The organism is Desulforudis sp. DRI-14 (assembly GCF_052618305.1).
In genome coordinates this window covers 18,744-29,804 of sequence record NZ_JBQXEZ010000023.1, presented here as the reverse complement: position 1 = coordinate 29,804, position 11,061 = coordinate 18,744, and the positions used below count along the sequence as shown (strand labels likewise).

Genomic DNA, 11,061 nt, shown 5'->3' with positions numbered 1-11,061 from the left:
CTTGCGGGGATAAACCCAGACCCGAATAGCAAGGGCCGTTTTTCAGGGTAGCTGTCAGCTATGAGATGCTTTACGCTGGATGCAATATGGTTAGTAAATCCTTGGAGGGTATCGGATGGAAGTGTTACGCATCAACACGCCCCTGAACGAAAGCATCGTTTTGAGCCTCAAGGCCGGACAGCGCGTGCTGATCAACGGCAAGATCTTCACCGCCCGCGACGCCGCTCACAAGCGCATGATCGCCCTTCTGCAGGAAGGCAAACCCCTGCCCATCGATATTCGCAACCAGATCATTTACTACGTGGGACCCTCGCCCGCCAAGCCCGGCCGGATCATCGGCGCGGCCGGTCCCACGACTTCGGGGCGAATGGATGCCTACACCCCGCAGCTAATCGCCCTGGGACTCAAGGGGATGATCGGGAAGGGGTACCGTTCCCCGGAGGTCGAAGAAGCCATGCGCAGGTACAAAGCCGTTTATTTCGCCGCCGTGGGAGGGGCGGGAGCCCTGTTAAGCCGCTGCATTAAGGCCGCACGGGTCGTGGCTTACCCTGAACTGGGCCCTGAAGCCATTCACGAGTTTGAAGTCGTGGATTTTCCTGCCGTCGTAGCGATCGACGCGCACGGGAACAGTCTTTATCGCCAGGGACGCGCATCATTTGCCGGCCCCGCATTCAACCCCTGATTGGCGGGGAAATCTTCTTGTGTTTTGCCGACCCGCGGTTATAGTAATTCCTCGAAAGACATGGTTGAGTGCTGGATCAACCAGTCAACGAGATTATGAAACGGCCTGACCTTGTTCATACGGAAAGGAGTAGCTCAATGTCGGTGCAAAGGATCCACCCAAACAGCCTGAAGACCGACCTGTACCTCGACCTGGCCGAGATGGTCAGCGGCCTGCTCCTGGTCGGTTTTTTATGGACGCACATGCTCTTCGTAGGCGTAATCCTGTTGGGCGCCCAGTCATACGACTCCTTCGCGGCCTTCCTGGACCGGTATTATCTTTCTTACGTCGGCATCCCGTTCATCGGCCTGGTAGCGCTGGTTCACGTCTTTGCAGTCTGCCGGCGCATCCCCAACCGCTACCGCGAATTCTGGGCGCACGCGCGTCTCGTTAAACACCCCGACACCTGGGTCTGGATCTTCCAACTCATCACCGCCGCCGGAATCGCCGTCCTGGCGAGCATGCACGTTTCGTCAATCCTTCTCGGTTGGCCGATCGAGGCCGTGAAGAGCGCCGACCGGATGACTTCTTTCTGGTGGTTCTACCTGATCCTGCTCGTCCTCGGCGAATACCACGCCGGGTTCGGTCTCTACCGCATCATGGTCAAGTGGGGCTGGATCGATCGCCACACCGTAGGCTGGGTCACGAAGATGATCACGCTCTTGATCCTCATCCTCGGCGTCGCGGCAATGTTTGCGTTCGTGCGTTTAGGAGGTGCTCTCTAAGATGTATCAAACGCATGTCAGTGACGTACTCGTGATCGGCGCCGGCTTGGCCGGCGAACGCGCCGCCATTGAGGCATCTTCACACGGACTCGATGTCGTCATCCTGAGCCTCGTACCGCCCCGCCGCTCGCACAGCACGGCCGCCCAGGGCGGCATGCAGGCTTCTTTAGGCAACTGCGCCATGGGAAGAGGCGACAGCCCCGACATTCACTTCGCCGATACGGTCAAGGGCTCCGACTGGGGATGCGACCAGGACGTTGCCCGCCTCTTCTGCGAAACCGTACCCGTCGCCGTACGGCAAATGGCCGCCTGGGGTGTGCCCTGGAACCGCGTCGTGGCCGGGAAGCGCAAGCTCCCCGACGGGCACGAGGTCGAAGACCTCCCGGAATATGAAGGCCTGATTACCGCCCGCGACTTCGGAGGAACAGCCAAGTGGCGCACCTGTTATACGGCGGACGGCACCGGCCACAGCCTGCAGTACACGGTGGATAGCATCGTCATCAAAATGGGGATAACCGTGCACGACCGCATGGAAGCCATCGCCCTCATCCATGACGGCGAGCGATGTATCGGCGCGGTGGCGCGCTGTCTCAGGACAGGCAAACTTACGGCTTACCTGGCCAAAGCTACCGTGATCGCCACGGGCGGTTACGGCCGGCTCTACGGCGCTTCCACCAACGCCGTGATTTGCGAGGGTACCGGCATGTCGATCGCCCTGGACACGGGCGTGGTCCCCCTCGGCAATATGGAGGCTGTCCAGTTCCATCCCACCGGTATGGTACCGGTCTGGATTCTTATTACCGAAGGTGCCCGGGGCGACGGCGGCTATCTTCTCGACAAGAATCACCATCGCTTTATGCCCGACTACGAACCCGTGAAAAAGGACCTCGCCTCGCGCGACGTCGTGGCACGGCGTATGGTCCAGCACATGCGCAAGGGCCTCGGCGTCGACAGTCCCTACGGGCCGCACCTGTGGCTGGACATCCGGCATCTGGGCGCCAGGCACATCAATACCAACCTCCGTGAAATCGCCAACATCTGCCGGAACTTTGCCGGCATAGATCCCGTCAAGGACCTCATTCCCGTGCGACCCACCCAACATTACAGCATGGGCGGCGTAAGGACGAATATCGATGGCGCGGCCTACGGTTTGAAAGGCCTGTTTGCCCTGGGCGAAGCCGCGTGCTGGGACCTGCACGGCTTCAACCGCCTGGGTGGCAATTCGCTGGCCGAAACCATCGTTTCCGGGATGATCATAGGCAGGCAGATCGCCGAATATGCCCTGGGCGCAACGCTGGAGTATTCTTCAAGGATAGTAGAGGACCGCGTTAAAGCCCAGGAGGCCAGAATCAACGACCTGATAGCGGGCCGTAACGGCAGGGAGAACGTTTACAAGCTCCGCCGCGAGATGGAACAGACCCTGATGGACAACGTGGGTATTTTCCGTAACGCCACAGGCCTCCAGCAGGCCGTCGGCAAGCTCCGGGAACTGCACGAGCGCAGCCGTAAGCTCGCCCTGGTTTCAAGCGGCCAGGGGGCAAATCCCGAACTGACGGCCGCTATCCGCCTTCCCGGCATGATCAGGCTGGCCCTGTGCATCGCCTACGGCGCCCTGGAACGCAAGGAAAGCCGCGGCAGCCACGCGCGCGAAGATTTCCCCAAGCGCGACGACAAGAACTGGCTTAAACGCACCCTGGCCTACTGGCGGCCCGGCGCCGATCTGCCGCAGCTCGACTACGAGCCGGTCAAGATTACCGAACTGCCCCCCGGCGACCGCGGGTACGGGGAGTCCTCAGTTGCCAACCAAAGCAATGGAGCGCAAGGAGGTAACAATGGCTAGTCGTCAGCTAACCTTTAACATCTTCCGATACAACCCGGGTATTTCCGGGGTCAAGCCGCATATGCAGGCCTACCAGTTGGAAGAAACGCCGGGTATGACCCTTTTTGTGGCCCTTAATAAGATTCGCGAAGAGCAGGACCCGTCCCTGATGTTTGACTTTGTTTGCCGTGCCGCCATCTGCGGCTCGTGCGGTATGCTGGTTAACGGGAAACCCCGCCTGGCCTGCAAGACCCTGACCAAATCCCTGCCCGACGAGATTACACTGCTTCCGCTGCCGGTATTCAAGCTCGTCGGTGATCTCTCGGTCGATACGGGCACCTGGTTTAGGGAGATGAGCCTCAAGACCGAAGCCTGGATTCACACCCGCAAGGAGTTCGATCCCGCGGCCCAGGAAGAGCGCATGGACAACGAAACGGCTTTGAAGATTTACGAGGCCGAACGATGCATCGAGTGCGGCTGTTGCATCGCGGGGTGCCTTACGGCCAACATCCGCGACGACTTTCTCGGCGCCGCCGGGCTGAACCGCATCGCCCGTTTCATGGTAGACCCGCGCGACGAGCGTTCCGACTGGGAATACTACGAAATCGTGGGCAACAACGAGGGGGCCTTTGGCTGCGTGGGGCTTATGGCTTGCGATGACAACTGCCCGCAACAGCTCCCTCTGCAAATGCAACTGGCCTACGTCAGGCGGCGCATGGCAGCCATCGGATTAAGAAGAGGCCGTTGAAAAACTTCGCCGCAGCTTCTTTTATAAAAGGCCCGCAGCTTTTAAGAAGGCAGCGGGCTTTTTTCTTTGCCGGTCTTTGCCGGCCTCCGATTGATCGGCAAGGATTTGATCATTTTTTTCGGATTAACCAGAAATCATTAATATTGTCAGAAAACTTCCGCCGATGGTATAGTGTATCCAGGAATACAGTATCTTGTAGACAAAATAAAGGTGGGGGGAACAAATGCCGCTTCGCGACGAGGCACTTGAACTGCACCGCACGGTCAAGGGTAAGATCGAAATTAAATCCAAGCTTCCCCTGCGTGACGAAAGGGACTTATCGCTGGCTTACACGCCCGGCGTGGCCGCTCCCTGCGAAGAGATCTATGCTGACCGCCAAAAGGTTTACGAATATACAGCCAAGGGCAACCTTGTGGCCGTCGTGTCCAACGGCTCCGCGGTCCTGGGGCTCGGAAACATCGGTCCGGAAGCGGCTTTACCTGTAATGGAGGGTAAGGCCATTCTCTTTAAGACCTTCGGCGGGGTGGACGCCGTGCCGATATGCATAGACGCCGGGGACGCCCCGAGCATCATCGAGACCGTGCGCCGTCTCGCGCCCACCTTCGGCGGGATCAACCTGGAGGATATCGCCGCGCCGTTGTGTTTCGAGGTGGAGGCGGAGCTCAAACGCATCTTGGACATACCGGTGTTTCACGACGACCAGCACGGCACGGCTGTCGTTGTAACGGCAGGGCTCTTGAACGCCCTTACGCTTACGGGCAGAACCCTGCGGGACATCAGGATCGTCATCAACGGCGCGGGTTCGGCCGGACTGGCCATTACCCGCCTCTTGCTGAAGCTGGGCGTGGAGCACATTCTCGTCTGCGACAGGAAAGGGATCATTTACCCGGACCGGGCCGAGGGTATGAACAGTTACAAGCAGGACATCGCGCTCCGGACCAACGGCGCGCGCATCACGGGTACCCTGGCCGACGCGCTTGCCGGAGCCGACGTCTTTATCGGCGTATCCAAGGGCAACCAGGTGGCCCCGGAAATGATCAACCGCATGGCGCCGGACCCGATAATCTTCGCCCTGGCCAACCCCGATCCCGAGATCTGGCCCGACGAGGCGGCTGCGGCGGGAGCGGCGATCATCGCCACCGGCCGTTCCGATTTCCCGAACCAGATCAACAACGTGCTGGCCTTTCCCGGTATTTTCCGAGGAGCGCTGGACGTCCGGGCCATCGACATCAACGACGAGATGAAGCTTGCCGCTGCTCGCGCCATCGCTTCCCTGGCTGAGGAAACCTTGAAACCCGATCACATCATTCCCGAGCCGTTTGACAGTCGGGTCGCCCCCGCCGTAGCCGAGGCTACGGCGAAAGCAGCCATCGCCTCGGGCGTGGCCCGGGTCGGCGGCGCGCTACCCGGCCCTTAACTTCTTTCCAAATCATCGCGGCGCAGCGGCTTCGCCAGCGCCGGCCCCAGTATCGCTTTCCACGTTAATCCCCTGTCTTTCGGCTGTAGGGCGCTGTGACGATAGCTGTATCCGAAGTAGATGATCAGGCCCAAGGCCATCCAGACCACAAAGCGCACCCAGGTCAGAGGGGGAAGATTGGCGATAAGATAGAGGGAGGACACAATCGCCAGCAGCGGTGTCCATGGCATGCCCGGCGTCTTGAAAGGCCTGGGCATGTCCGGTCTCGTATACCTCAATACCAAAACGCCCACGGAAGCGATGACGAAGGCGGTCAGCGTCCCGATGTTGGCCAGCTGAGCCACGACGCCGATCGGCAGGAAGCCGGCGGTGAGGATAACGACGATGCCCACCACGAGCGTGCTGACGTAAGGCGTGTTGTAACGCGGGTGAACGCGCGCAAAGACCTTGGGGATCAGGCCGTCGCGGGACATGGCGTAAAAGATGCGGCTTTGGGCGTAGAGCGTGACCACGAGGACGCTGGTGATCCCCGCCAGCGCCCCCAGGGCCACGACCGAACCGGCCAGGGGGATACCGGCCCGCAAGAGGGCCGTCGCGACGGGGGAGGCCGTGTTAAGCTGATTATACGGAACGATTCCCGTTAAGACGACGGTGACCAGGATGTACAGTATGGTGGAGACCAGCAGCGAACCGATAATGCCGATAGGCAGATCGCGCTGCGGTCTTCGCGCTTCTTCGGCGGCGGTCGCGACGGCGTCGAAGCCGATGTAGGCGAAGAAGATGATCGCCGCCCCCTGGAAGATGCCGATCATGCCGAACGGGAGGAACGGCTGCCAGTTTGCCGGGTTGATGAAACGCACGCCGAGGACGAGGAACAGGACGATGACGAACAATTTGACGAGCACGACGGTTTTCGCCGTCCTGGCGCTCTGTTGCGTTCCCCTCACCACCAGGAGGGTGACGGCCAGAGCGACGAAAACGGCAGGCACGTTGACCACCCCGTCCTGGGCGGGCGCGCCGGTAACGCTTTGCGGCAGGGCGACCCCCACTGAACGGAGCAGGTCCACCAGGTAGGACCCCCAGCCGATCGCCACCGCTCCCGCCGCAACCATGTACTCCAGCATGAGGTTCCAGCCCACGATCCAGGCCACGAACTCCCCAAGCGCCGCATAACTGTAGGTATAGGCGCTGCCCGCCACCGGAATCATCGCCGCCAGTTCGGCGTAGACCAGGGCCGCCAGGCCGGCCGCCACCCCCGCAACGACAAACGACACTATGAGCGCCGGGCCCGCATATTGGGCGGCGGCTACACCGGTCAACACGAATATCCCCGTGCCGATGATGGCCCCTATGCCGAGCGCCACCAGATCAATAGAGGTCAGTGAACGGCGTAGTCTGGATTCCTTCTTTTCCGCTTCCAGTTCCACGAACGGCTTTGTCCGCCAGATGCTGATCCCGTCGCCCAAACTTTATCCATCCCTTGCCGCGTTTTCTCCATTATTCTTTCTTTGTCCGGGTGATCGTATCCGCGCGGTATAGGGCGACGGTGAACAACCGACAATAAGGAACGTGAGGACGGGTGGAGGAATCCAAACTTTTATGTAGAACCGAAAGGCAGAAGATGGCAAGATCGGGGGGGTGAAAGAATGAAGATCCAGTGGCTCGGACACGCCTGTTTCCTTATGACCGCCGAAGACGGGACGAAAATCCTTACCGACCCCTTCAACGAGCAGGTCGGCTATCCGGTGCCCGAGGTACGGCCGGACATCGTCACCGTAAGCCACGGGCATTACGACCACAGCGCCATCCACCTCTTGAAGGGTAACCCGCGGATCGTTAATGCGCCGGGGAGGCACAAGATCGCGGGGAACATCGTCGTCGAAGGCTTCCGTACCTACCACGACAAGCAACAGGGCGCGCTGCGGGGCTTGAACACGGTGTACACCATCGCTATAGACAGCCTGAGGGTATGCCACCTTGGCGACCTGGGTCACCTGCTGGAAGACGATCTTGTCGGGGAACTCGGTCCGATCGACGTCCTCTGCGTCCCCGTCGGGGACCATTACACCATCGGCCCCGAGGAAGCCGTCAAGGTAGTGGAGGCCGTCAACCCGGCCGTCGCCCTGCCGATGCACTATAAGACCGACTACATCGACTTCCCCATCAAAGAAGCGGCCGAGTTCACGAAGTATTTCTCCCACGTCCAAAAACTGCCCGAACTGGTGATTACTCCGGAAACCAAGCCGGAACCCATCAAAATTGTCGTTCTGGAGTTAAGCACGGGAGGAGTGAGCCTTGCAGGTTCTGGTCGGCGACATCACCGGATGGCAAGCAGATGCCATCGTTAACGCCGCCAACGGGCTGGGTCCGATGGGAGGGGGAGTGGCCGGGGCGCTGCGCCGCGCCGGAGGGCAAGAAATCGAGGAAGAAGCCGTCCGGGTCTGCAGGGAACTCGACCCCGAGCCCGGCGACGTGTACGTCACGTCGGCGGGCCGGCTCAAAGCGCGATGGCTGCTTCACGCCGTAACTATGAAGCGGCCCGCCGAGCCTTCCTCGCCGGAAATCGTCCGGCGCTGTCTCCGCAATGTCCTGGAAACCGCCCGGGTTCTGGGGGCCCAATCCCTGGTTCTTCCCGCTCTGGCCACAGGCGTGGGGCGGGTTCCCAGGCCATCGGTGGCCTTGATTTTCTACGAGTTGCTGGTGCCGGTCCGCGATCTTCAGATTGCGGTCGTCGACCGCAATGAGGAATTTATCGGGTATCTGCGGGATTTTATCGAACGTTCTTACCCTTGACCCCGGCGCCAGGTCTTGCAGAAGGAGCAGACCGGCGCTGAAGTGGGCATCCCGCAGACAGCGCAGGGCTGCAACTGGTATTCGGCCCTGGCCTGCGCTTCGAAAAGACCGGCATGCTTAATGTACCCTTCGTAAAACAGGCGCTTTGTCCCCGGCGATTCTTCTTCAACGCCGTTGATAAGTTGCTTGTATTTGGGAAACGAGGCCTCCGCGGCATACGGACACCTGGCCTGAACGACCCTGATGCCGTGGATGGCGGCGTAAGTGGCGATCTCACGTTCAGTAAGTAGGGCCAGCGGCTTGATCTTGCGGGCAAACCCGTCGCCCTCGGGCAAAACCGGCAGGTTTTTGGCCAGGTAGCGCACGTCCCAGCGGAAGATGTTGGCCAGAAGGGCGGAAGACAAGTCGTCCAGGTTGTGCCCCGTAGCCAGCACCATACCCGCCCGCCAGGCCTCGGCGTTCATCAGGTAGCGCTTGGTCATCCCGCACAAGGCGCAGAAGCGGGGGAAACGGCGGCCCGCCTCCGGAACGGTTATCCCGAAGGCCTCTTTAACGTCAAAGACGCGCAGGGTCAGCCCCCGTTCGGCCAAAAAATCCTTGCAGACCGCCAGCGACTCGCCGGCAAAATCATTTTCAGCTATCCCCAGGGAGATGTGCAAGCCTTCTACGTCGTAACCCAGGCGGTGGAACACGTCCACGACGATCAGGGAGTCCTTGCCTCCCGAAACGGCGACCAGACAACGTTCCCCGGGCTGGAGCATCTTGTAACGGCGGATGGCTTTCTCGATCTGACGCATAAAGAACTCGTCAAAGTGCCGTTCGCAGAAGTTGGCGTTGTGGGCGGGGAATTGAGCGATCGCGGGCCCTCTGCACACTTTGCACTTCATAAAAGAAAAACACCTCCCGGGAGAATGCTAAAAAAGAACATACAGTATCAAAAGTCTCGCGGGTTGTCAGTCATCTGATTATAAAACACAATACCGGAATTAATCAAATCTCCGGAGGTTGGTAGACTATGAGCAGGATCATCGCCGAAGTGCGCATCACGGGCAAAGTACAGGGAGTATATTTTCGCTGGGCCACCCAGCAAGAAGCACGGCAACGCGGTCTCACCGGCTGGGTGCGCAACAACCCCGACGGCTCGGTATCCGCCTTATTCGAGGGGGAAGAGGAGCAGGTCGCCGAGATGCTCAAGTGGTGCCGTTCCGGGCCTCCTGCAGCGCGGGTGGACAAGGTTGAAACAACTTACAAGCCGGCACGGGACGGCGATGCGCGCTTCAAAGATTTCTCGATCACCCGGTAAGAAACTGTTGCCAAAACGTATACGACGGCTTCCGGCGTCTAACTTCCAATAGGCAGGTGTAGAGGTCTCTTGCGGGTTGTCATTGACACCAACATCCTGATGGCCGGCCTGATTTGCCCGGAAAAGGCCTCGGGCAAGATCCTCGAGATGTGGCGCGACGGCGATATCGACGTTGTCGTCAGCTCCGGCATCGAAGGCGAATACCATGACATCCTGTCCAAAATGCGCTTTGGCAGCAGGGAGGCCGTACAGCGTAGGGAAGAGTCTGCCGACCGTCTGCTGGAGCTTTGTACGGTGGTCGAGCCTAAAAGACACGTGAACGTGGTCCTGGACGATCCCGCCGACAACAAGTTCATCGACTGCGCCCTTGCCGGCAGGGCCGACTATATCATCACCCAGGACCATCACCTGCTCGATATAGGACAGGTCGAAGACACCAAGATCGTCACTTCCCGCCGGTTCCTCGACGTCCTCGGCACGACCCGGAACTCTTGAATTTCCGAAAGGGAGGCCGGGCCCGTTTCGGGGGGGCGGGGGCTCGCGGAGTTTACCAGGAGAGTTTGTAAAGGTCCGGCATGAAAAGGTATTACACTTTCAGCAGGTTCCTGCGCGAAAAGTTCGGCTGCTCTGTATACAAGATCCCCGTTCACGCCGGTTTTTCCTGCCCCAACCGCGACGGCGCCATAAGCCATGGAGGCTGCAGCTTCTGTTACAATCCAAGCTTCAGCCCGGCCGTCGAGAAGGCAGGCCTGTCCGTGCGCGAACAGGTGGAGCGGGGCAGGGAAGCGGCGCTGCGCAAAGGCCGGCGGAACGCCAAATTCATAGCCTACCTGCAGAGCTATACCAACACCTACGGCAAAGTGGAGCAACTCCGGCGCGTTTACGACGAGGCCCTGAGCGTGCCGGACATCGTAGGGTTGTCGATCGGCACGCGGCCGGACTGCGTGCCCGATCCCGTCCTTGATCTTGTCGCGTCTTACGCGCGGCAGCACCACGTCTGGCTTGAGTACGGCCTGCAATCAAGCCACGACCGGACTCTCCGGCGGATCAACCGCGGGCATTCATTCGCCGATTTTGTGGATGCCGTAGAGCGCACTAGAAACCGCGGCATCTATATCTGCGCCCACGTCATCATCGGCCTGCCGGAGGAGGAACGGGACGACTGCGTGCAGACGGCGTTGAAGTTGTCGGAGCTCGGCGCGGACGGGGTCAAGATTCACCACCTCCAGGTGGTGGAACACACCCGCCTGGCGCGGGAATACAGGGAGGGAACCGTGCCGACCCTGTCCCTCAACGAATACGTCCACTGGGTTTGCGACTTCCTTGAGCATCTCGACCCCGGCATAACGGTGCACCGCCTCTGCGGCGAAGTGCTCCACGGCGACCTGTTGCTGGCCCCCCGCTGGAAGGCGGGCAAGGCCGAGGTCATTCAGGCCGTGGACCGGGAAATGGAAAGGCGCAATACCAGGCAGGGAGCTAAAGTTGGGGGTTAGGTGTTATATTGGGTATTGGGGGTTGGGAGTTGGGTGTTAGAA

General features: G+C 60.1%; 12 protein-coding genes. 10 read left to right on the top strand and 2 right to left on the bottom strand.

Annotation, left to right across the window (positions count from 1 at the left end):
- The first annotated feature begins 115 nt into the window (after positions 1-115).
- The 5 genes from ACUM6F_RS10905 to ACUM6F_RS10885 all read left to right on the top strand — a co-directional run bounded on the left by ACUM6F_RS10905 (position 116) and on the right by ACUM6F_RS10885 (position 5,430).
- Positions 116-682 (top strand): Fe-S-containing hydro-lyase, encoded by a 567-nt coding sequence (locus ACUM6F_RS10905; RefSeq protein ID WP_445349239.1) that lies wholly within the window; start codon positions 116-118, stop codon positions 680-682.
- A gap of 137 nt (positions 683-819) precedes the next feature.
- Positions 820-1,446: a succinate dehydrogenase/fumarate reductase transmembrane subunit gene (locus ACUM6F_RS10900; protein WP_425621762.1), complete on the top strand. Its 627-nt coding sequence runs from the start codon at positions 820-822 to the stop codon at positions 1,444-1,446.
- 1 nt (position 1,447) lies between these two features.
- Positions 1,448-3,286: a fumarate reductase flavoprotein subunit gene (locus tag ACUM6F_RS10895; RefSeq protein ID WP_445349238.1), complete on the top strand. Its 1,839-nt coding sequence runs from the start codon at positions 1,448-1,450 to the stop codon at positions 3,284-3,286.
- On the top strand, positions 3,279-4,013 hold the full coding sequence (locus ACUM6F_RS10890; RefSeq protein WP_445349237.1) for a fumarate reductase iron-sulfur subunit: 735 nt from the start codon (positions 3,279-3,281) through the stop codon (positions 4,011-4,013). The genes ACUM6F_RS10895 and ACUM6F_RS10890 overlap by 8 nt, the downstream gene beginning before the upstream one ends.
- A 223-nt stretch (positions 4,014-4,236) precedes the next feature.
- Positions 4,237-5,430, top strand: coding sequence for an NAD(P)-dependent malic enzyme (locus tag ACUM6F_RS10885; RefSeq protein ID WP_445349236.1), 1,194 nt, complete (start codon positions 4,237-4,239; stop codon positions 5,428-5,430).
- Here the strand turns inward: ACUM6F_RS10885 and ACUM6F_RS10880 are convergent.
- The gene (locus tag ACUM6F_RS10880) at positions 5,427-6,896 is read right to left on the bottom strand and encodes an amino acid permease (protein WP_426377541.1); all 1,470 of its coding nucleotides are present in this window, start codon (positions 6,894-6,896) and stop codon (positions 5,427-5,429) included. The genes ACUM6F_RS10885 and ACUM6F_RS10880 overlap by 4 nt on opposite strands.
- Before the next feature lie 180 nt (positions 6,897-7,076).
- Here ACUM6F_RS10880 and ACUM6F_RS10875 point away from each other — a divergent pair, with 180 nt between their 5' ends.
- The gene (locus ACUM6F_RS10875; RefSeq protein WP_425621766.1) at positions 7,077-7,778 is read left to right on the top strand and encodes an MBL fold metallo-hydrolase; all 702 of its coding nucleotides are present in this window, start codon (positions 7,077-7,079) and stop codon (positions 7,776-7,778) included.
- Entirely contained in the window at positions 7,726-8,223 is a 498-nt protein-coding gene (locus tag ACUM6F_RS10870) for a macro domain-containing protein (RefSeq protein WP_425621767.1), read from the top strand. The genes ACUM6F_RS10875 and ACUM6F_RS10870 overlap by 53 nt, the downstream gene beginning before the upstream one ends.
- Here the strand turns inward: ACUM6F_RS10870 and ACUM6F_RS10865 are convergent.
- On the bottom strand, positions 8,214-9,110 hold the full coding sequence (locus ACUM6F_RS10865; RefSeq protein ID WP_425621768.1) for an ATPase: 897 nt from the start codon (positions 9,108-9,110) through the stop codon (positions 8,214-8,216). The genes ACUM6F_RS10870 and ACUM6F_RS10865 overlap by 10 nt on opposite strands.
- Positions 9,111-9,238: 128 nt before the next feature.
- Here ACUM6F_RS10865 and ACUM6F_RS10860 point away from each other — a divergent pair, with 128 nt between their 5' ends.
- From ACUM6F_RS10860 to mnmL, 3 genes are all read left to right on the top strand, one after another.
- On the top strand, positions 9,239-9,526 hold the full coding sequence (locus ACUM6F_RS10860) for an acylphosphatase (RefSeq protein ID WP_425621769.1): 288 nt from the start codon (positions 9,239-9,241) through the stop codon (positions 9,524-9,526).
- Positions 9,527-9,595: 69 nt separating this feature from the next.
- Complete coding sequence (locus ACUM6F_RS10855; protein ID WP_425621770.1) at positions 9,596-10,021, top strand: putative toxin-antitoxin system toxin component, PIN family; 426 nt, start codon at positions 9,596-9,598, stop codon at positions 10,019-10,021.
- Positions 10,022-10,101: 80 nt separating this feature from the next.
- The gene (gene mnmL / locus ACUM6F_RS10850; RefSeq protein ID WP_425621771.1) at positions 10,102-11,019 is read left to right on the top strand and encodes a tRNA modification radical SAM protein MnmL/YtqA; all 918 of its coding nucleotides are present in this window, start codon (positions 10,102-10,104) and stop codon (positions 11,017-11,019) included.
- The last annotated feature ends 42 nt before the right edge of the window (positions 11,020-11,061 follow it).

Bases quoted from the DNA above. Each gene is read 5' to 3' on its own strand.
- ACUM6F_RS10890 (WP_445349237.1), top strand. From the start codon at position 3,279: ATGGCTAGTCGTCAGCTAACCTTTAACATCTTCCGATACAACCCGGGT.
- ACUM6F_RS10860 (WP_425621769.1), top strand. From the start codon at position 9,239: ATGAGCAGGATCATCGCCGAAGTGCGCATCACGGGCAAAGTACAGGGA.
- ACUM6F_RS10885 (WP_445349236.1), top strand. From the start codon at position 4,237: ATGCCGCTTCGCGACGAGGCACTTGAACTGCACCGCACGGTCAAGGGT.
- ACUM6F_RS10875 (WP_425621766.1), top strand. From the start codon at position 7,077: ATGAAGATCCAGTGGCTCGGACACGCCTGTTTCCTTATGACCGCCGAA.
- ACUM6F_RS10905 (WP_445349239.1), top strand. From the start codon at position 116: ATGGAAGTGTTACGCATCAACACGCCCCTGAACGAAAGCATCGTTTTG.
- mnmL (WP_425621771.1), top strand. From the start codon at position 10,102: ATGAAAAGGTATTACACTTTCAGCAGGTTCCTGCGCGAAAAGTTCGGC.
- ACUM6F_RS10900 (WP_425621762.1), top strand. From the start codon at position 820: ATGTCGGTGCAAAGGATCCACCCAAACAGCCTGAAGACCGACCTGTAC.
- ACUM6F_RS10895 (WP_445349238.1), top strand. From the start codon at position 1,448: ATGTATCAAACGCATGTCAGTGACGTACTCGTGATCGGCGCCGGCTTG.
- ACUM6F_RS10865 (WP_425621768.1), bottom strand. From the start codon at position 9,110: ATGAAGTGCAAAGTGTGCAGAGGGCCCGCGATCGCTCAATTCCCCGCC.